The organism is Acinetobacter sp. X9 (assembly GCF_054889255.1).
In genome coordinates this window covers 2426028-2447209 of sequence record NZ_CM142679.1, presented here as the reverse complement: position 1 = coordinate 2447209, position 21182 = coordinate 2426028, and the positions used below count along the sequence as shown (strand labels likewise).

The window sequence follows — 21182 nt, the reverse complement described above, 5'->3', positions numbered from 1 at the left end:
ATGTTAATAAGATTAATACTAACCCCGAGGTGCGTACCTTATATGATCGGGAAATAAATATTATATTAAGGCTTATCTCTATTGGATCCAGAACTTTCGGGATTTTATTTACTGAGCTAATTTTGAACGTGATTCCATCAATGTAAGTAAGTCTCTTTTGACATGATCAAACTCTTTTTTAGGGATGCAGCCATACAATTTACACAGGATGAAGAATGAATAATTTGAATTTTAAAACTCTAAAGAAGTACTGGCTGCGATTCGTGGGTATTGCTGTAATCGCGGGCTCCCTAGTATTGGCATTTGCTTGGGTCGCCGGTCTATTTGGACATCGCACCACAAGCAAAACTTTTTTGGGAGACTCATTAAATAACTTTGATCCCGGATATCGACGTGCACACGGTAAGGGTATTTGTTTTGATGGCACTTACCACAGTAATGGTGCGGCGGCGGCACTCTCTAAAGCCACTGTATTTGCCAAGTCTGATATACCCGCGATTGGCCGATTTTCTATTGGAAGTGGTAACCCGCATGCGGCAGATAATTCGACAGCAACAGTAAGTATGGCTTTATTACTTTCCGCAGCTGATCATTCACAATGGCGTATGAAATTAAACAACTTTCCCTATTTCCCTACACGAAATGCCGAAGGTTTTTTGGCGCAGCAAAAAGCATTTAAACCAGTTCCAGCTACTGGCAAACCTGATCCAGCCCTAGTTGAGGCTTTCTTAAAAGAATATCCAGAAGCACGTAAGTCTATTGAGCAAAAGGCAAAGATGCCATTAACCGGTAGTTTCAGCGGCGCAGAATTTTATGTCGTAAATGCTTTTATATTGCGAGCCGCCAATGGACAAGAACAGCCAGTTCGTTGGTCTATGCGTCCTCATTCAAAATTTATTAGCCTGACGAAAGAACAACGTGATCAAGCTGGCCATGATTTCTTGTTTAAAGACATCAAAAAACGTTTAGCTGAAGGGCCGCTCTATTGGGATTTAGTTTTGCAACTTGCTGAGCCGGGAGACCCAGTGAATGACCCATCTCAACCTTGGCCAAAAGAACGTAAAGAAGTGATAGCAGGAACATTGGAAGTCAAAAATGTAACTGAACAGGTAAATGGCGTTTGCCGTGACATTAACTTTGACCCAACACTAGTTCCACCCGGAATTGAGTTATCAGATGATCCGGTACTCGCCGCACGAGCAAGCATCTATTCACAATCTTACAATGCTCGCTTACGTGAAATTGGATTTGGCAAAGCAACGGATGCCGTGGGCAAATAGGAGAGATCAGCCATGCAAAACAAATCTAACAATAATGCTCCACGTCATTTTAATTTGACTGCTCGAATTCTACATTGGTTTATGGCGCTAGCGATTTTGGCCATGCTATTTATTGGTGTGGGAATGACAACCTCAATCACTTGGCGTCCGTGGTTAATCGATATTCACCGTCCTTTAGGAATCGCAATCTTATTATTGGTCATCATTAGATTAATAAATCGACTCTATTTTCCAATTCCACCTTTGCCGCCGACTGTACCACGCTGGCAGGCGTTTATTGCCCACGCATCACATTGGCTACTTTATCTTTTGATGTTTAGTTTGCCATTGCTCGGATGGGCAACGCTATCGGCAGGTAACTGGCCTGTAACTTTATTTCCTGGTTGGGATCTTCCACCTATAGCACCCACCAACTCTACGCTTTATGCTTGGTTTCGTACTCTACACGGAATTTTGGCTTGGCTACTATTTGCTGTGGTTATTGGTCATCTGTCCGCTGCGTTATTACATGCATGGATTTACCGCGATGGCGTATTCTCAAGTATGGCTTTGGGTTCTTCTAAACCATCAAGTAATGGATCTTCTGCTGAAAAGAAGAATGCTGATTGAGGAGAGTGATTTAGCTCTTAAGCTCAGATTAGACGGACGAGAGGGAAAAGATTTTCGATTGTTTTTTTAATCATCTGTTTGAATCTAAAAATAATTTAAATAATAGGATGTATGGTTTGCTTGTTTTTTTGTTAGATGAGCAGACCATAGATCCCGTGCAATAAGATGAGCTCATTACTCAGACAGAATCAAATCATCTGATCTAACTTTTTGTTTATATTATAAAAAAATAATATTTTGACTTTGTTGGCATATTATTGCTATTTTATTTTACGTTAATCGTAAATTGATTACGTATTGCATAATTAAAATGAATTAATTTAAAGCATGTCATGGAGAAGGGAATACCATGAAAGAAGTTGCATTAAGTGATCTGATCAATCAGCAGAAAGTTGGACGCTATCAAAAATTTATTCTGATCACCTGTTTATTACTGATGATTATGGATGGCTATGACATTCAGTCCATGGCTTACGCAGCTCCAATGATTATAGAAGAATGGGGTGTTCAAAAATCCATGCTAGGAATTGTGTTTAGCGCCAGCTTATTTGGTTTGTTTGTCGGATCATTTTTATTAAGTTCACTCTCTGATCGTTTTGGCCGCCGTCCCATCTTACTGATCTCGACCTTTATGTTCTCTGTATTGATGCTGGTGACACCACATGTAGGCAATATTGAGCAATTGACTGCAATCCGCTTTATTACAGGAATTTTTTTAGGAGGTATCATGCCAAATGTTATGGCTTATAGCTCCGAAATTGTTCCATTCAAATCTCGTATTTTCACCATGATGGTCATTTCTTGTGGCTATACGGTAGGGGCAATGTTAGGGGGTGGTATATCCGCCTTATTAGTTCCTTGGGGAGGCTGGCAGGCAATTTTCTATTTTGGCGGTATTGTTCCTTTAATTATTTTCTTTATCACATACTTTAAGCTGCCAGAATCTTTATATTTTTTGAGTGAAGATCATAAAAATAATCCTAAGATTTTATTTTGGTTAAAGAAGTTTTATCCCACATTAACATTCAATTCAGAAATAAAAATCATCAATAACACTGAAGTTGAGGTTAAAAAGTCACCGCTTGAGTTATTTAAAAATCAGCGTGCGTTTTTTACCTATTCCATCTGGATCATCAGTATTTTAAATATGATCAGTCTATATTTTCTGGCGAACTGGCTCCCGACTTTGGCTAAAGAATCAGGGCTCTCACTAAATCAGGCATTGATGATTGGTTCTACTCTACAATTAGGCGGTACGGTTGGTAGTGTAGTGATGGGCCTTAAAATCGATAAGACAGGATTTTATAAAGTATTAATTCCTGTTTTTTTGGTAGCAGTGATGAGTGTTGCTTTAATTGGCTATGCTGTTAGCCATATTGTTTTATTATTTATTATCATTTTTATTGCTGGCTTTGCCATTGTTGGTGGGCAACCTGCCATTAATGCACTGTCTGCTAGTTATTACCCAGTTTCACTTCGTACTACAGGAGTGGGCTGGAGTATCGGAATTGCCCGTTTGGGTTCGGTCATTGGGCCGCTATTTGGTGGCTACCTTTCCCAATTTCTGGTCATTACCCATTTATTCGTGATTGCTGCAATACCTTCGCTACTCGTCATTATTATGCTAATGATTCAAGCTAAGTACCGATCATAAAAAACTATTACATGTATCATGCACATATTGATTGTAATTATGATCGGTAAGTAGATATAAGAAGTTGATTACTGCTACTTCATAAGCTATTTAACTCGATACCACGTTTGATTTCGGCCAATCGCAGAGATACCAATGTATCCACGCGCGGTAAGTTTTTCACCATCAGGTGATACTGTTAGGCTAAAGCGATAGGTCTTATCTGACTGTGGGTCGAGAATAGATCCTTTGTCATATTTATTTTGACCCACACTTTTTAAATTTTTGACGATGGTTAAGCCAACCAAAGATTTATTTTTATAAGTACCTTCACACATCGTACATTTGTTAGCTTCACTTGGAACAAGTATTTTTTCGATGTTTGCAGAGAGGTTGCCATTTTTATCTTGGCTAAATCTTACCAGCGCTCGAGGTTGATTAGTTGCATCATCAATGGTTTTCCAAACACTGCCATGTAATTTGTCCGATGCAAATGAATGAACCGAATAAAAGCTAAGTAAAAGTAAGAGTAAATATTTTTTCATATCAATGTTTTCTCGAATTAAAAATAAATGGTTTTAAAGGCCAGAATTATTCATTTTAAATTTAACTTCACAATTTTCTTAGTATTGAATCTATAAGCTAAACAATATGTAAAGTTATAATCTATTTGTTTGGATATTATTTTGATCGGTTTTTTTATGCAATTGCGAGAATGGACAGAATGATTAAGCAAGATTTAAAAGCAGATTATAAATTACTGATAATTTTTAGAAGTAGTGGGGTGATTAAACTGCATACAGTTTGATAAATAATGACAAAATTTACGCTTAGGAGAAATAAAAAACATCCACTACTTTTTAAATTAGTTAGATTGCGTGTAACTCATCACAAATAATAAAAATAATATGCAAATCATGTGATTAGTATAGATTGACACTGTGCAATATTAAGTCTTATAACTAAACAATCCTGAAAGCTGTTTCTTTAATAGGAACAGAAAAAACACAATATAAAGATGAATAGACATTAGAACAAAAAGTTAAGGAGAGAAGAAATGAAAGTCATTAGACATGCTTTATTTTCTCTGATGGGAATGTTGACAATAAATAGTGCAGATGCTGGAAATGCATCTACATCATTGAGGGTCAGTTTAACCATTCTAGAAACTTGTGAAGTTTCTACACAAGGAAACTTAGATTTTGGTTCAGTTGAACGTGCTCAGCCAGTTCCTACTGCAAGAACGGATGTAACTGTGCAATGCAGCAAAAATACACCGTATCAATTGGCTGTAACCTCAGACAATAACTTTGAACTTAAATCTACTGCCAGCCCAGCATCTGTTGCATATGTACTGTATCAAGATGCGGGCCACACTCAAATTTGGGGAGGGGCGGCAGATAAAGTTCGTTCACGAATTGCGACAGGGATGAAAGAAAATATTCCTATTCATGGGGCAATCACATCAAGCACCAATGTTCAGGCGACTAAGTATGAAGATTGGGTTCGTGTGAATGTTATATATTAATTGTGGAAACCAAAATAATTATAAATATCAAAAACCAATTTATAAAAAAAACTGTTTTTAGGGGTGAATAGAGTATTTTAAAAAGCTACACCAAATTATGGTGTAGCCAGCTGCTTTGATAGAACTAAGCACCACGCATTAGTGCTGCTACTGCTTTTTCCAGAAATTGTAGGGTCACTGGTTTGAGCCAAGTACCGTCGGCAAGGCTTGGTTCATTTTGCATTGCTGTACGGATTTTTTCTTGAGTACTTGGGTTTTTGCCAGCATAGCCTTGTAGCATAGAGAGCCATTGTTGTGCCAAATGCTTTGCTCCATCACTATCTGGTGTGACCTCGGCATCAATCAATTTTTCAATATCGACCAATAATTGAGGCCATTTTTTCATCTCACGAATGTAATTTTCTTTTAGGAAAGTAAACTCATCGTCAGATAAATAACGGGCAAAAATACTCAGCTTACTCTCAGAAAAAGCTTTAAGTAAAAACTCAACAACTTCTGGCGTTACGCCTAATTTTTCCTGAAATTCAGGCTCGGCTGAGTTTATGGCATTTAGTTTAACTAACCATTCTGGGTTAGCTCGCGTATTGTGCTCAAGAGTTTTCATCCACTTACGAGCCAAGTCTTGAGCGGCTTCGCTATTAGATGGTTCGCCAGCATTAAATAGTGCATTTGCTGCTTGAGTTAATTCTTGCCATTCTTGGTGGCTTTTAGTGCCTGCTTGTAAGAAAGTCAGTTTTTCAAGCTCTTCTTTTGTAAAGTATTTGTCAAACATCGCGATAAGCTCCAGTGTTTTTAGCCAATCCTCCAAACCAAGCTCTTCACCACTTATGATCTGAGATTTAAGTTTGCTGAGCTGATTCCGCAATTTCTTTTGCTCTGTCAGCCTTTGATCAATTGCTTGAATCTGCTGATCAATAATCGGTAAAAGTGCAAGATTGGGGTCTTCAAGAACCGTATGGATTTCGGCTAACGACATTCCCAGTCCTCGTAATGCTTGAATCTGATGCAAACGAGTAATGTCTTTACGGGTGTATAGTCGATAACCAGCATCGGAACGGACCGAAGGCTGAAGTAAACCGATATCGTCATAGTGATGAAGAGCACGGACAGTAAGTCCTGTTTGCTTAGCCAATTCACCAACTTTTAACAGCATCTTTTAGCTCCTTCTTCCCTAGGCGTGTTTTATGCTAGGGGCTTACGTTACGTGAGGGTCAACTACTTTAAATCATATTTTTCATTATTTTTGCTTTGGTAGATATTCGAACTTATCTCTTTATTTCAATAATTACCTGAGTTTCATTGCGAGATCTTAAAAAAAGGTCTTTTAAAGTGAGTTGATTTAATAATTCCTAATGAGCTCGGCTATCCAGTCAGAAAACACCCGTACTGCTGGTGAAAGAAAACGCTGATGTGGATAAAGTAAAGTCACGGCAACAGGTGGTGGACACCAGTCTTGTAATACTGCGATTAGTCGTTTTTCTTTTAAGTGATCTATCACAAGTCTTTCTGCAAGTTGAGCGAGGCCATATCCTTCAAGGCACATTTTGATATAAAGCTCAGTTTCATTAACGGCAACAGTACCATTCATTTGTACGGTTTTTTTCTCTTCATTTCGTACAAAGCGCATTTCACCAGCGTGTCTGTTGCTCCCTGAAAAATAATGAATAGCTCGGTGATGTTCCAAATCATTGGGAGTTTGTGGAAATCCATTTTCTTTTAAATATGCAGCTGAAGCGCATGTGACCCAGCGGAACTCACCAAGAGGGCGGGCTACCAGCGTGGAGTTCTCTAAATTTCCCATGCGGATTACACAGTCCACACCTTCTTTAATCAGGTCTACTTGTCTATCGCTGACACCTATCATGAGATAAATATCAGGGTAACGTTGTTGAAACTCTTGCAGATTGGGCATGATGACCGAATGAGCAATGCCCGCAGGCATATCAACTCGTAATCGGCCCTGTGGCTGTTTGATGGCGTTAGTCAGGTTGGATTCGGTGTGTTCAATGAGGTCGATTATTTCTCGGCACTGGATGAGATATTCTGCTCCCTCTGGCGTCAGGCTAACCCGTCTCGTTGTCCTATTTAACAGGCGTACCTGTAAATACTTTTCAAGATTTTTAACTGTGCTGGTGACTGTTGAAGCGGGTAGTGAAAGTGCTTCTGCCGCGTGGATAAAGCTCCCAGCTTCTGCCACCCGAACAAAAATCTGCATTGCCTGAATACGATCCAATCTCATACCTTTGTCCCAATACTATACTCACACTCTTAGATTATTCGTTTTTACTGAATAATAAAAACAGTTTAACCAGCTTTTTCAGCATTATCACTTCAGATAGATTTTCAGCATACATTTGAGAAGTTGGAATAATGATGACTGATTACAACAGAAACATAGTGCAGCTGACTGAGTCTTCGCCAAATAGAACACTGATTCGCGGGGCGACGATCCTAAGCATGGATAGCGTAATTGGGAACATGGTTCGTGGAGATATTCTTATCGAGAACGGTACGATTATCGCCGTTGGTGAAAATTTAGAAGCCGAAGGTGCAGCTATTATTGATGCATCCAATATGATCGCGATGCCGGGGATGGTTGATACCCATCGACATTCATGGGAAGGACAATTACGACGGATTAATCCGAATGCCGAAAGCTTAGAAGACTATTGCAACGCGACGCATTATTCTTTTGCCAAGTATTATCGCCCAGCAGATATGTACATCGGTAATTTGCTTACAGCTCTAGGTTGTATAGATGCGGGTATCACAACATTGATTGATAACTCACACAATAGTCGCAGTGCGGCCCACTCTGATGCGGCTGTTGAAGCTTTACTAGATGCTGGTATTCGGGCTGTACACGCTTCTGGTGCACCAGTAACAGGAGATTGGGATAGAGCGAACTGGCCTAGTAATCTCGAACGTCTTCAAGAAAAATATTTTAAAAATAGTAAAAACGGTTTGGTGTCATTAGCTGCCATGGCTCAGTTAGAACCCGAATTATGGGCTGAGGCACGCAGATTAGGGCTACCAATCATTACTGAATTTTTTGGTGGGGAAATGGCTGCTGCACTAGAGGGTCTGCATCAACAAGGTCTGTTAGGGCCAGATAATATCTTTAACCACTGTACCTCGCTGCCAGATGCTGGATGGAAAATTTTGCGCGAAGCTGGAGTGCGAGTAAACGTATGCCCACGATCAGATGCTCACTATGGTATCGAAGATGGTATGTTTGCCATGCAATCGGCCCTACGTCATGGCATTAGACCTGGTTTGAGTGTAGATAATGAAACGTCTTATAGTGGCGATATGTTTATGGAAATGCGCGTAGCATTTTACTTACAGCGTGTAATGGGCATGCACCAAAACAAATGTTGTGGTTCAGCACATTCGCCAGTGACCTTTCAGGCGCAAAACCTTCTCAAAGCTGCAACGGCTGATGGTGCTACTTGTGCAGGTCTGCAAGAAAAAATCGGCAGCCTGACACCCGGTAAACAAGCTGACCTGATATTAATTCGAACGGATGACATTAATCTTTATCCGTCTGGTAATGCATTTGGCACGGTTGTTCATGCAACTGAACGCAGCAATATCGATACGGTGATGATTGGTGGAAGAATCGTTAAACGTGACGGTAAAGTGTTGGGTGTGGACAGTGAGCAACTTCGTGCAGCGATTGATGAATCTCGCCAGCATCTTTTCGTTGCGGCTGGTTATGCTCCAGATATTTTTGCCGAGACGTTTCTACCTCTTGAATAAGTTGTCTAAGAGGGAGCAAACACTATGTCTATAAATGTTATCTATTACCTTATGGCTTTTGCTGCAGGGCTGGGGATTACTCTACAGACCACGTTGAATGGCCAACTGGCAAAAGGTATAGGCGGAGATTCTGTTGTAGCGGCATTATTCTCGTTTACTTCTGGTGCCATATGCCTTGGGATTTATTCTCTAATGCGGGGAGGAATAGCTCCTTCGCTGATTGCTATTCCAACCCAGCCGTGGTGGACCCTTTTAGGAGGGGTTCTAGGTTCATGTGCACTGCTGAGCTATGTCGTCCTTGCACCTAGAATCGGATTATCGGCTTTGCTAGGGCTGGCAATTGCTGGACAAATTATCTCGTCATTGTTGATTGATCATTTTGGATTACTAGGGGCGGCCGAACGACCAGTTTCCATGTTTAAACTATGTGGAACACTGGTCATGCTGATAGGTCTAGGGATTGCTCTTTTCGGTGACAGGGGATGAGTTTTGAAACTAGTATTTTTGGTATAAAAGAATCATCTAGGATTTCACATTAGTAAGTAGTTAGAGAAATTAAAAAATACTGTTTAGAGGTTTCTCTAAACAGTATTAATCTTTAAGTAATAGGTATAATAATTATGTTTATAAATTAAACATAATACTATTTTGATAAGTCTCTTAAATTTCTGTTATGGGTACTATAAAGAGTCTCCCAAGTTTTACCTTTATCATTCGATATTTTAACCAATGCATATTGGCCAGAATAAAGGATGTTAAGAAGTGCTCCTGAATTTAAAGTAACGATAGAACTAGGAGCCATTATTTCATGCATTTGCCAAGTCTTACCTGCATCTTCTGAAATTGCTAATTTGTCCCAATTAAATTGTGCACCTGATATATATAAGTCTCCCTGTCTTGAAACTTGGGCAGGGAAAACATTTACTTTAAAAGGGCTATTAACTTTTTGCCATGTTATACCATGATCATTAGAGTTAAATAGATTTGAAAATATACCTGCAAAACCACGCTTTGAAGTAATTACGCTAATTGATTTATCTGGGTTAACTATTAATTGAGAGATATTCTCATTATCTGGTACTTTATTTTCAGACCATTTTTTTGTTATATAATCATAATGGTTAATTTTTCCATACATATCCGCATAGCTAAATCCTTGCTCATCCTCCCATAACCAAAATCCACGTAATCCCCAAAAATTATCAACAATTTCTTTTTGTACAATTGGTTGCCAATCACCATTTTCTAAGCGATTACTTTTATAAACTGTAGCTTTATAACCTACTATATGAGATAGAAACCATCCGTTTTGATCATCACCCACGATAGAGGAAATTACGCCGATTGGTAAATTACCACTGTCAACTGGGGTAAGAACATCACTTCCTTTTAAGTGTTTATAAAGAGTATTCATTTCACCATAAGCTAGAAAATCAAAGTTATAATTTTCTTTTACAGTTATACAATCAAAAGCTAAGTTATCATTACTTTGAAAAATTTTAGTTTTTTTATTAGTATCGTGTGAGGGTAAGAAAAAAACTGAGCCAATTTTGCTTGATGCTATAATAGTATTATCTTTTAGCTCTTTAAAACACTGCATACCAAAGGGGAGTATCTTGCTTTCATCACCTATATTTTTTTCTAAAGTTGTAACTGGTTGTGTCCATCCATTCAAAATTTTATCTTTATAAATTGCTTCTAGATAACTATTCTTTAATTTATTAATTAAATCCTTATTTGAAGAATGTTTTTCAGATCTTGCTATGAAGTAGGCATCGTTAGCATGTGTTAAGTTAATACGTCCTAAATCAGTTGTGGTATTTTCTAGTACTTTAAAAGTACCCATCGGGTGAGGTTTATCTTTATCATTTAAATTAATAAATTGGATTTTACCTGAAAGAAAAGGATTTGGAGATGGTTGATAGTTGCTCAATTCAACAATGCGATATTCACCAGCTGGTAGTTGTCCACTATAAATAAATGTAGAGCGAGAGACATCTGAATTTATCATTTTAATTTCATAAATTTTATTATTTTTCTGTATTGCCGTTTTTTCTGTAAGGCTTTCTATTTTTAAAGAAGGATAAATTATTCCACTATTAAAACTAATACTGAGTACAATAGGATTTAGTTTTTCATCCGATTTTATAGTTTCCAGCACTCCTTTTGCTTGTTTATTCGTTATTTTCGGTTGTGGCGTCGTTGCACATGCCTGTAAAAGTGCGATCGCTATTAAGGTAACCCCTAATCTTAAATTAAATTTACTCATTTGTTGTGGATTCCATTTTTAGAAAGTATTTTAAAATGAAGTATTTACAGTGTCTATTTGATCGAGCGTGATATTACTATAATGCTAGTATTGATGGAATATTTATAGATAATTTATGACTAATAAATTTTTAAATAAACTGATTCGTTGAGCTTAAAAGTTATAAAAATTATTTTGAGTTCTTGTGTGCATTAAAAATTCTGTTTCAAAGGGCTAAAGTCTGTTTTAAATAACGGGATTGACTTAAAGTGAGTTAAATCAAAGTATTTAAGAAAAGAATAAAACTAAAACTTAAATTTTATAGAGGCCACATTCAATTAAGATATATGGAATAAACATTTAACAAATCAACAGCAATCGATACTCGCCATCTTTTTCAACAGGTGCTCGATGAACACAAGGTAAAACCTTTTGAGTGGGATGATCTACTGCTAAACGCCAAATATGTCCCGTACCTAAATTTACAGGTTGAGCATCGGGTTTAGGCTGATAATGCAAATCAAAAAAATACTCTGCCAAAAAAGCTTCAAATTCAGCATCAGAACCGTCATGTAATTCTTTGAGCTTTTCTCTAATTTCTGGAATTAAAACTTTTTGTTTAACCTGATCGTTGGGTACAATATCGCTAGCAGCGCCGTGATAGGTACATAAGAATGTATCGGTTTCAATGGGCGAGCGATCAACATGAAATGAATATACATCTGTTGAAATGAAATCTAGCTCTTCATCGCGTTCATAATGTTTAAGTAAGTTAAGTACTGGCGATGCGCCAAAATCAGTTAACAGCTCGATATCTTCTAAAATAATTGCTCTTGCCAAATTGCCTTTTTCTGAAAGTTGCAGGACTAACAGTTCTTCAATAGAAACTTCTGTAATATTTTCTTTTAACTGAAGTTTATTCACAATTTCTTTAAAGTCGCCCACCAAATTTCTGTGCCAGCAGATCGCATTTGTCTTTCCTTGAAAATGTGTATTTACAAGTTCAGAGAAACTAGACACTTTTCTAATTTGATTGCTGTCAGAAAACGCATTCTTCATAGGAGAATTAAATAAAATAATAGAGCATGTCTAATATTATAGCCTGAGCTTAGCTAAAAAATATTCCCTTGCAATTTATTACGCCAGCTTAAACTTACTTCAGAAGAACATTATTTGCCTCTGAAGTAAGGTCTTTAAAGGTCGAGTAATTTATTTACCACTCATATTTAACACCCACTCGAAAATTAGTCGGAGCGCCGTAATAGCTATTTGTGGTGCCTAAATGGTATTTCTCATTAAATAAGTTATTAACATTAAAGTTGAGCATTAGATTATTGTTGACCTTATAACGTGCCATTAAGTCGACTAAAGCGTAACTTTCTTGAGTAAATCTACCTGTTGCAGAGACCGCATTTTTTTCATAGATTTCGCTTTGCCAACGAACACCGCCACCAATGGTCAGGGCTTCATCAAGATAAGGCAGGGTATAGGTGGTAAACAGTTTGACTGTGTTATTTGGCACACCGGTATTTAATCGGTTGTCTTGGCTATCTTTTGATAAGTTACGGCTAAAGCTTGTGGAAACTTGCCATAAATCAGTCAACTTACCTGTCGCTTCAATTTCAAAGCCGCGACTTTTGGTGCCAGATTCTGTTCGATAGGCTTGTGAACCATCTGGAGCAAATACATCTGCTAATGCAATCGCTGTATTGTCCTCTTTAGTTTGATAAATAGCAGCGCCAACATTTAATTGATTATCAAAAAACTCACCCTTAATACCCAGCTCGGTACTATTACCTATTAATGGGTCTATGTATTCGCCTGTAACAGCTTTCTTATCTTGTGGTGAAAAAATATTGGTGTAGCTTGCATACGCAGTCCAGTTGTCAGTGAAATCATAGGTAATGCCCACATAAGGAATCACCTTGCCACTTTCTTCTTGTGTTGTGTAGGTGGTCTTATTATCAGCATCTGAATGGTTGCCAGTTACGCGCTCCCAGTCTTCAATTCGAGTGCCTAAAATGACTGCAAGATTGTCGGTTGCTTTAAGACGAACAGCACCAAAAATAGATTGGCTACGATCATCGCCACTGTACCAACCATCTATTTTTGTTTCGGGGCGGTTAGGTGTACTGCCATCCCAAGCAAAAATATTTTTTAGAGTTCCATCCCATGTCATTCCGTTATTCCAGCCCGAATAGGTTGGACGTTTATTTTTGCTTTTTGTGTAAGTTGTGCCTAACACCACGTCATGAGTTTGATTAAACAAATCAAATGAACCGTTTAAGGTTAAATTGAATAAGTCTTGAGTAGGGCGATAATCCCAACGGGTTGCATACAACATTGCCCCGCTACCAGTAGCTTTATCAATCCCTTTACTTGAGAAGGTATAACCTACAATTTCATCCGAATCTGTAATGGTTCTAGACACCATACCTTTTAATTTCCAGCGGTCATTAAACTGGTGTTCAATATCAGCAAAGTAAGATGTCGTTGAACGGTCTGAACCCGTCCAACTCGCCGCCGCTGAATCTGAACGGGACCAGTTAATCGGTGTGCCATCTGTATAAAAGCTTGGTAAACCACCTCTAGCGACACCAGTCAAATCGAGTTGTTGGTAACTTGCACCCAAACTTGCTTTGGTTTGTTCAGTTAAATCAGCTTCTAATACGGCATAAGCCACTTTACGTTCTTCGTTGTAGCGGTCGATATAAGAGTCTGACTTTTGATAGGCAAAAAGAGTACGACCACGAATACTTCCTGATTCATTAAGAGGTGTGGAAACATCAATATCGGTACGATAAGAATCCCATGAACCAATGTCAGCACTCACCGAAGCCTTAAAGTCCTGTAATGGTTTTTTTCGGACCAGATTAATACTTGCGCTTGCACTGCCAGCACCTGTCATTAAGCCATTTGCACCTCGCACGACTTCGACACGGTCAAATAAAGCCATGTCCTGACTCTGGAAAATACTTGCATATGAACTCATGAGCTTTACGCCATCGAGTAAATAGCTATCCACTTCTTTGCCACGAGCGTAAATAGGTGAGTTATCACTGCCAATGTTGCCGCCTTGTTTAATAGAAAGACCTGCTGCCTGACTCACAACATCGGTTAATTGGGTGAGGTTCTGATCTTTCATTTGTTGATTGGTGATTACACTGACCAGTTGAGGTGTTTCTTTCAAACTTAATGCCAAGCCAGTAGAGGCGGTGGTCGCTTTCGCTGTATATAAGCCAGAACCTTCGGTTGTTAAATTTTCGCCATGATCAGCATTAACATGAATTGTTGCTAAATGAGCCGTACCTGTTTCACTGCCTGCCGTATCAAATTCATTGTTATTATTTGCTTTTGTTTTAATGGCTTCTAACTGGAAAACTTTGGGTTCAATTGGAGCGGGTGGAGCCTTCACTCGGATGCTGTAACCACCATTGTTTACTTTAACGGCTTCAAATGGGTGACTTTGTAATAACAGACTTAAAGCATCTTCAACAGCGTAATTCCCTTGAAGCGCTTTGCTTTTTGTTTTTGAAAGACTGGCATTATCGTAGCTAATGGTTGTGCCTGTTTGAATTGCCAGTTGCTTAATGGCCTGATCAAGCGTGCTCTGGCGAATTGAAATACTGTAAGTTTGTGCAGCGTAAATAGACGTTGAGGTAAGCGCCGTGACCACCCATGGCGTACTCCATAGCACTGCACGTATAGCCAAAGCCAATTTACTTTTTGCTTGATAATCCTTCATGTGGTCTTCTCGACAGGGAGTGTATTTCTCTATAAGTCGAACCAGATCAAAAAAAGGGTCACATTTTTTATCTTTTTTTAATATTTAACAAATAGGGACTGTAATAGGTCAGCTCAAGTTGATGACTATAGGCCAAAGTTTCTAAGCTTTGCTCAGGGTTCTTTAGAGAAAATACCCCAGAAATTTTTATATTTTTTAATTCGGGGGCGAGATGGTAAGTTCCTTTTTTATAAAGAAATAGTTCATCCAGCACTTTTTGAAGTGGCCATTGATCTACAACCAAAAGTTGTTGGGTCCAATAGGGCTGATCGTTATCGAGAGGAAGAGCTTTTGATATATATTTTTCATCAAAAAAAGCACGTTGACCTTGTTTTAATATTTGGCGTTTAGACGAGTTCTCTGGTTCAATGGCTACCGCATGTTTATAGACTTTGACTTTGGTTTGTTCGCTATTTTCTTGACGAACCGTAAATTGAGTACCTAAGGCTTCTACTGAACCATTCTTGGTTTCGACAATAAATGGCCGATGTTGAGCATCCTTTGCCGTTTCAATATAAATTTCTCCATCAATCAGCTTTATCTGACGTTTCTCTTGCGTGAAATTTACATCGACATAGCAATCACTTGCCATAATCAGTTGAGAACCATCCTTTAACGATACTTTTTTAATTTCACCCACTTTGGTGTGATAGTCCGACTGCCATTTTTCCCAAGGTATGAAATAGGCAGACAAGCCAACGATGACTAAACCTGAAAGGCTCAACAGCATATTGCGTTTTGCAGCAAGATTAAATTTTTGATTAGACTGAACTAAAGCTTTGGAAGGGAAGTTACCTGCGAGGTTTGTTAAACCGTGGCTAAATTTTTCCATTTGCTGGAGTGCTAGCTGGTGTTCTTTTTTTTCGGCTTTCCACTGCTCAAATTGTTGTTGCTGTAATGCTGTCATTTCACCCGAATGTAGAAGTACCAACCAGTCTGCGGCTGCATCTAAAACATGAGGAGGAATTTTATTAATAGCTGACATACAGTAGAAATTTGAGCGCGTTGAAAAGGGTTAATTATAGAGGTCTATACAAGCCAAAAAAGCTTGTTTCATATCTCTTTTCACAGTAGCTTCAGAAATATTCATTTTTTCACTAATTTCTCGATAAGTCATGCCGTCTAGTTGAGACATCAAAAAGACCTGAGCCGTGCGGGTGGGTAGTTTTTCTAATATTAAATGAACTTGATATAGGGTTTCTTGAATATAAACTTCATGTTCAGCAGAGGGATAATATTCTTCTGGAAGATGCTGTAGGGCGTCTAGATATAAGTTTTCAATATGCTGACGGCGCCAATGGTCAATAATGACATGTTTGGCGATGCCCATAAGCCATGCCTGTGGTTCCTTAATTTTTTGAAAACAATATCCACTTTTTAAAGCACGATAAAACACTTCCTGACTCAGGTCTTCAGATTGATGATGGTGCTGAATTTTGTGTTTAAACCATGATAAAAGCGTAGTTTGCTGAGAACGGTAAATTTGGCTAAACCATACCTGTTTCTCTACATTGAAGTTCATAGCGGCGGAGTCCACAAATTGGCAATGAGTAGCGCAATTAAACACACAGTTAAATTATTCTTAAATAGTAATGATAATTATTATTAATATCAACAAAGAGAGCTCTATATTCTAAAAATTCTTATGCTCTAATTTTTCGCTATTTAGGGCCTGTACCTTAGTCGCAGACACATGTATCGTTAGGGGATGATCCTTTAAAATTATAAGGTGATTGAAAAACAAAATTATTCAATTAAACAACCGGACTGTGCCACCACAATTAAAACAACACCCACCTCAAGATGAGTCATATAAAAATAAATAAAACATGAGGTTTTATTGGTGAAAATTGACAGGGTATATCACTGTTCAAGCTTGGGGTTTATGAAGAAATATTTTACGGTTGATTTATTTATGATAGCTTCGTCTTACTTTAAAAAACGCAAAAAAAATTACCGTACCGTAAAGGATCAGCAGCTTACAATCGCCGCAAAAGCAAATATCTTCATTTGTATTATTTTTTGTTTGTTTTGGACCACATATTTTATATTTGCACAAATGTGGTTAATTGTGGGTATGGATATCATTTTTACACTGATCTCCATATTTAGCCTTTTTCTTATTTATATAAACCGCATTTCAGCGGGTATTCTTTTATCTCAAGTCGTTCTGCTTGTTTTTCCAGTCATTTTTTGCTTATTTTTTGATGTCGCTACAAGTGACCGTCCGCAAGTGGCTCAATTGTTTTTACCCGCTGGGGCGATATTGGGATATTTGAATTACCGTAGAAATCCAAGCTTTTTACAAGCTGCTTTAATTCTTTTATCGATCGGATGCTTTATATTTTTTAGTGGCAGCTCTTTTAATCTTGAGAGCGCCATACCTTTACCGGAAGATATTCGTGATCATGGGGGATGGATTGCAACTTGTGTCGCTACGCTCATGATCTGTATTTCAATTTACACCATGCAATTAGAGATACAAACTGAAAGCACTATGGTGCAAGACTTACGTTTAGCACTTGTTAAAGAACAGTTTGAGCTTTTTTATCAACCACAAATTAATGCTTCTGAAACGCTAATTGGCGCGGAAGCTTTATTAAGATGGCATCATCCTGTTTTAGGATATATTCCCACAAAAGATTTTATTCCAGCAGCCGAAACTTTTGGGTTAATGCCAGAGATTGGAGAATGGGTATTGGCTCAAGCCTGCAAAGTTCTACAAGATTGGAATAAAAAAGCCGAGACCAAAGATCTTACACTTTCAATTAATATTAGTGCTGATCATTTCATGCAACCAAACTTTGAGCAAACTGTGATTGGGCTGATCCAGAAATATGAGGTCAATCCATCTCGGCTCATATTAGAAATTACTGAAAATATTGCTTTAACGAATTGTGTAAGCATGGTCGAAAAAATGAACTTTTTATCTAAAGAAGGAATTCAGCTTTCTCTTGATGATTTTGGTACAGGTTATTCATCTTTAAGCTATCTACAAAAAATGCCCATCAGACAAATCAAAATTGACCGTAGCTTTGTGCAGGCAGCGTTGGATGATAAACGTAGCAATAAACTCGTGACTGGTATTATTAAAATTGGACTAGATTTGAATCTCAGAGTGTTGGTAGAAGGCATCGAAACGTCTGAACAATTTAGTGTTTTTAAAAATAACGGATGCACAGAGTTTCAAGGTTATTTATGGGGATGTCCGATGCCTTTAAATGATTTCTTAAAACAGATAGCCCATTTCAAAATGAAAAATTAATTTCAATAAGGACTCATGAGAACCGCTATTGATAGCCAAAATTTAATTAGGCCACTCCGAAAATGTCATTAAACAATTTTGAAGAGTGGCCCAACTAAGTAATATATTTGAATAATAAAAAGATCTACATTCGAATATTACGGTAGATAGATTTTACTTTGTCGGGACTAACCGTCAGCATGTGAATTGCGCCGTGAATCATTCCTTCTAATAAATAAAAGTTCACCTGAATGCCCGCATCCCACAGTTTTTGAGCATATCTTTCACCATCGTCACGAACGGGATCATATTCACACACAAAAATGGTTGCATCAGGCAGCCCCTCTAAAGACTGAGCGAGTAATGGGCTTACAAGCTCGTTCTGTTTTTCACTTTCATCCTGCATATATTGATCCCAGCAATAAAACATTGTGGATGACTCTAAACCATAACCTTCGGCGTATTGGTGATAAGAATTACTACTCATCGTGGCATCTAAGGCAGGATAGAAAAGAAGTTGATGGTTCACCTTAATTTCTGGGTGTTGTTTTGCCATTAAACATGTGGCAGCAGCTATATTGGCGCCCGCACTATCTCCGCCTACAGCCACGCGGTTTTGATCAACTCCGAACCGTGAAGCGTTCTCATAGATATAACGGAATGCCATAAAAAAATCATTCAAAGGTGTAGGGAACTTAAACTCTGGAGCCAAACGATAGTCCACAGAAAATACAACCAGTTGAGTAGTTTCTGCTAGTAATCGACAAGCACGGTCCCATGCATCTAAACTTCCGAGGCACCAACCTCCACCATGAGCAAAAACCAATGCGGGCTGTTGCTCAGTGTTTTCGAGTGAATAGGGAACATAAACACGCACTTCAATTTCCGCGCCATCTGAAACAGCAACATGAAAACTTTGTTGATAGCTTGCATCTTGCTCAATGCCTTGCTGATCAATAATGTCTTTATTTACTTGCTCCCTTAGCGCTTGTAACGAGTTTACTCCTTGTGCGGTAGGTCTGGATTTAAGCCAGTTTTCAATTTCAGCAAGTAGAGGCATGGCTTTTTTCCTGTTGCAAAAACTCTAAAATGAGTGAGCTAAATATTTTTGACTGTTCTTCCATAATGAAATGACCGCAGTCTTTTACAATTGCACTGGTTAAATGGGGTGAAACCTTTTTCATGGTTTCATAAGGTGCATTATCCGTGGCATGTTCAGCACCGATTGCTAAAACTGGCATGTCTAAATTTTTAGTTTCTCTCATTTTATTTTGACGTATGGTCTCTGGAATAGAGCGGTAATAATTAAACCCCGCCGCTAACCGACCCGGAATTTTATAGGCTTCAATATAAGTTTCAGTTGCAACTTTATCTTTGTGCCATGACCATTTATCAAACATATAATTTAAATAAGTATCTTCACGGCCCGCGATTAAAGCTTCGGGTAAATCTAGGGTTTGGTTAAACATGAAGTGCCAAAGAAAAATATTTTCACTCGGCTCAACAAAAATAGGAGGTGCGGGCGCTAAACCGGGAATCACAGCCTCTGTGACCGCAAGTCGAGTCACTGATTCAGGAAAGTCAGATGCAAGCGCATAGGCAACCCACATACCAATGTCGTGACCAATAACCGAATAAGTTGGATATTCAAGTTGAGTCATGAGCATCGATAAAATTTTGGCAATACGCCCCGTATCGTAACTTCCATCCAGTGGAGCTGAATTTCCTGTTCCGGGTAAATCAACCGCGATTGCTTGATAACCCTGTTTTGCCAGTTCAAGCATGACTTTGTGCCACGCGTACCATGTTTGTGGCCAGCCCGGAATTAGCAATACCGCTGGGCCTTCACCTAAGGTGACGTAGTGTAATTTTTTGCTTTCGATGTGAATGTAATGATGATCGAATTCGTTATGCGAGTTTTTATTGAATAATTGAGTTTTCATGTTGATTTCTCTTACGCTTCCTTAAATACCCAATAGCTGATTAATTTGAGTCTGATTAACAGGGGCAGCAGCAAAGTCATCAAACACTTTATCGGTAACATGAATAATATTTTGCTTAATGAACTCGGCACCTTCACGTGCGCCATCGTCTTTATTTTTGAGGCAACATTCCCACTCTAATGTGGCCCAGCCTTCGTAGTCGTAATGCGCTAACTTTGAAAAAATCGCTTTAAAGTCAACTTGACCATCACCCGTAGAACGGAATCGACCCGCTCGATTTCCCCAGCTTTGATAGCCGCTATACATTCCTTGGCGGCCTGTTGGATTAAATTCGGCGTCTTTAACATGAAACATGCGAATGAAATCTTTATAGATATCGATATATTCCAGATAGTTCAGTTGTTGCAAAACAAAATGGCTTGGGTCAAAAAGAATATGGCAACGAGAGTGGTTATGAGTCCGCTCTAAAAACATTTCAAATGTAATGCCATCATGCAAATCTTCACCGGGGTGAATTTCATAGCAAAGGTTTACGTCATGTTCATCACAAGCATTCAAAATAGGAAGCCATCGACGCGCTAATTCATCAAACGCCGTTTCGATGAGTCTTGATGGTCTTTGTGGAAATGGAAATACATAAGGCCATGCCAAAGAGCCTGAAAATGTTCCCATATCTTTAAGACCTAAGCGGGCAGATGCCTGAATTGAAGCGAGCATTTGTTGTTTTGCCCACTCGGTTCTAGCTACTGAATTACCATGCAAATGAGATGGGGCAAAGTTATCGCACATTGAGTCATAAGCAGGATGCACAGCCATTAACTGCCCAAAAATATGAGTCGTTAACTCACTAATTTTTAAGCCATGATTGTTTAAAGTACCTAATATTTCATCGCAATAATCTTGGCTTTCTGCTGCCAAATTAACATCAAATAAACGCTTATCCCAAGCGGGAAGTTGTACCGCTTCAAATCCTTGGTCTGATACCCAAGCAGCAATATCTTCTAGACGGTTAAAAGGGGAAATGTCATCGCTAAATTGAGCAAGGTGAATACTAGGACCTTTGAGCGTTTTCATAACAAAACCTAATTAGTTGTCAATCGACAAAAAATAGGCTTAATTTTTGAAAAAAACAACTTTTTATTTGAAAATCA

18 protein-coding genes are annotated in these 21182 nt (G+C 38.5%); 7 read left to right on the top strand and 11 right to left on the bottom strand.

Going from position 1 to position 21182, the window contains the following annotated elements; translation table 11 throughout:
* Nucleotides 1-215: 215 nt before the first annotated feature.
* The 3 genes from ACYU0V_RS11580 (at nucleotide 216) to ACYU0V_RS11570 (ending at nucleotide 3543) form a co-directional block, all read left to right on the top strand.
* Nucleotides 216-1280: a catalase family peroxidase gene (locus ACYU0V_RS11580; protein ID WP_017386646.1), complete on the top strand. Its 1065-nt coding sequence runs from the start codon at nucleotides 216-218 to the stop codon at nucleotides 1278-1280.
* A gap of 12 nt (nucleotides 1281-1292) precedes the next feature.
* Nucleotides 1293-1889 (top strand): cytochrome b, encoded by a 597-nt coding sequence (locus ACYU0V_RS11575; protein ID WP_461847539.1) that lies wholly within the window; start codon nucleotides 1293-1295, stop codon nucleotides 1887-1889.
* A gap of 349 nt (nucleotides 1890-2238) precedes the next feature.
* The gene (locus tag ACYU0V_RS11570; RefSeq protein WP_461847537.1) at nucleotides 2239-3543 is read left to right on the top strand and encodes an MFS transporter; all 1305 of its coding nucleotides are present in this window, start codon (nucleotides 2239-2241) and stop codon (nucleotides 3541-3543) included.
* An 86-nt stretch (nucleotides 3544-3629) separates the two neighbouring features.
* On the opposite strand, the gene ACYU0V_RS11565 is transcribed toward ACYU0V_RS11570, so the two are convergent.
* Entirely contained in the window at nucleotides 3630-4067 is a 438-nt protein-coding gene (locus ACYU0V_RS11565) for a DUF2147 domain-containing protein (RefSeq protein ID WP_410242466.1), read from the bottom strand.
* Between the two features lie 512 nt (nucleotides 4068-4579).
* Here ACYU0V_RS11565 and ACYU0V_RS11560 point away from each other — a divergent pair.
* Complete coding sequence (locus tag ACYU0V_RS11560; protein WP_461847535.1) at nucleotides 4580-5050, top strand: Csu type fimbrial protein; 471 nt, start codon at nucleotides 4580-4582, stop codon at nucleotides 5048-5050.
* 124 nt (nucleotides 5051-5174) lie between these two features.
* Here ACYU0V_RS11560 and ACYU0V_RS11555 read toward each other — a convergent pair whose 3' ends face one another.
* Together ACYU0V_RS11555 and ACYU0V_RS11550 are read right to left on the bottom strand one after the other, a co-directional pair.
* The gene (locus ACYU0V_RS11555; protein ID WP_461847534.1) at nucleotides 5175-6203 is read right to left on the bottom strand and encodes a MerR family transcriptional regulator; all 1029 of its coding nucleotides are present in this window, start codon (nucleotides 6201-6203) and stop codon (nucleotides 5175-5177) included.
* 186 nt (nucleotides 6204-6389) lie between these two features.
* Nucleotides 6390-7289 carry a LysR family transcriptional regulator gene (locus ACYU0V_RS11550; RefSeq protein ID WP_461847532.1) on the bottom strand — a complete coding sequence of 300 codons (900 nt, stop codon included), beginning with the start codon at nucleotides 7287-7289 and terminating at the stop codon, nucleotides 6390-6392.
* 134 nt (nucleotides 7290-7423) lie between these two features.
* Here ACYU0V_RS11550 and ACYU0V_RS11545 point away from each other — a divergent pair, with 134 nt between their 5' ends.
* Both ACYU0V_RS11545 and ACYU0V_RS11540 read left to right on the top strand, forming a co-directional pair.
* Nucleotides 7424-8812 carry an amidohydrolase family protein gene (locus ACYU0V_RS11545; protein ID WP_461847530.1) on the top strand — a complete coding sequence of 463 codons (1389 nt, stop codon included), beginning with the start codon at nucleotides 7424-7426 and terminating at the stop codon, nucleotides 8810-8812.
* Nucleotides 8813-8836: 24 nt separating this feature from the next.
* Complete coding sequence (locus ACYU0V_RS11540) at nucleotides 8837-9298, top strand: DMT family transporter (protein WP_461847528.1); 462 nt, start codon at nucleotides 8837-8839, stop codon at nucleotides 9296-9298.
* Nucleotides 9299-9455: 157 nt separating this feature from the next.
* On the opposite strand, the gene ACYU0V_RS11535 is transcribed toward ACYU0V_RS11540, so the two are convergent.
* From ACYU0V_RS11535 to ACYU0V_RS11515, 5 genes are all read right to left on the bottom strand, one after another.
* The gene (locus ACYU0V_RS11535; RefSeq protein ID WP_005132453.1) at nucleotides 9456-11081 is read right to left on the bottom strand and encodes a WD40/YVTN/BNR-like repeat-containing protein; all 1626 of its coding nucleotides are present in this window, start codon (nucleotides 11079-11081) and stop codon (nucleotides 9456-9458) included.
* Between the two features lie 339 nt (nucleotides 11082-11420).
* The gene (locus ACYU0V_RS11530) at nucleotides 11421-12119 is read right to left on the bottom strand and encodes a DUF1826 domain-containing protein (protein ID WP_069122736.1); all 699 of its coding nucleotides are present in this window, start codon (nucleotides 12117-12119) and stop codon (nucleotides 11421-11423) included.
* Between the two features lie 154 nt (nucleotides 12120-12273).
* Nucleotides 12274-14805, bottom strand: coding sequence for a TonB-dependent siderophore receptor (locus ACYU0V_RS11525; protein ID WP_130121160.1), 2532 nt, complete (start codon nucleotides 14803-14805; stop codon nucleotides 12274-12276).
* A 67-nt stretch (nucleotides 14806-14872) separates the two neighbouring features.
* Nucleotides 14873-15829, bottom strand: coding sequence for a FecR domain-containing protein (locus tag ACYU0V_RS11520; RefSeq protein ID WP_461847526.1), 957 nt, complete (start codon nucleotides 15827-15829; stop codon nucleotides 14873-14875).
* 30 nt (nucleotides 15830-15859) lie between these two features.
* Nucleotides 15860-16366 (bottom strand): sigma-70 family RNA polymerase sigma factor, encoded by a 507-nt coding sequence (locus ACYU0V_RS11515; protein WP_005076797.1) that lies wholly within the window; start codon nucleotides 16364-16366, stop codon nucleotides 15860-15862.
* Nucleotides 16367-16729: 363 nt separating this feature from the next.
* On the opposite strand from ACYU0V_RS11515, the gene ACYU0V_RS11510 reads away from it, so the two are divergent.
* Nucleotides 16730-18109, top strand: a complete 1380-nt coding sequence (locus ACYU0V_RS11510; protein ID WP_262729521.1) for a putative bifunctional diguanylate cyclase/phosphodiesterase — start codon at nucleotides 16730-16732, stop codon at nucleotides 18107-18109.
* Nucleotides 18110-18233: 124 nt separating this feature from the next.
* On the opposite strand, the gene ACYU0V_RS11505 is transcribed toward ACYU0V_RS11510, so the two are convergent.
* The 3 genes from ACYU0V_RS11505 to ACYU0V_RS11495 are packed head-to-tail and all read right to left on the bottom strand — an operon-like array spanning nucleotide 18234 to nucleotide 21105.
* Nucleotides 18234-19148: an alpha/beta hydrolase gene (locus tag ACYU0V_RS11505; protein WP_461847524.1), complete on the bottom strand. Its 915-nt coding sequence runs from the start codon at nucleotides 19146-19148 to the stop codon at nucleotides 18234-18236.
* Nucleotides 19132-20031 (bottom strand): alpha/beta fold hydrolase, encoded by a 900-nt coding sequence (locus ACYU0V_RS11500; RefSeq protein WP_461847522.1) that lies wholly within the window; start codon nucleotides 20029-20031, stop codon nucleotides 19132-19134. The genes ACYU0V_RS11505 and ACYU0V_RS11500 overlap by 17 nt, the downstream gene beginning before the upstream one ends.
* 21 nt (nucleotides 20032-20052) lie before the next feature.
* Entirely contained in the window at nucleotides 20053-21105 is a 1053-nt protein-coding gene (locus tag ACYU0V_RS11495) for a sugar phosphate isomerase/epimerase family protein (RefSeq protein WP_461847520.1), read from the bottom strand.
* Nucleotides 21106-21182 lie beyond the last annotated feature (77 nt).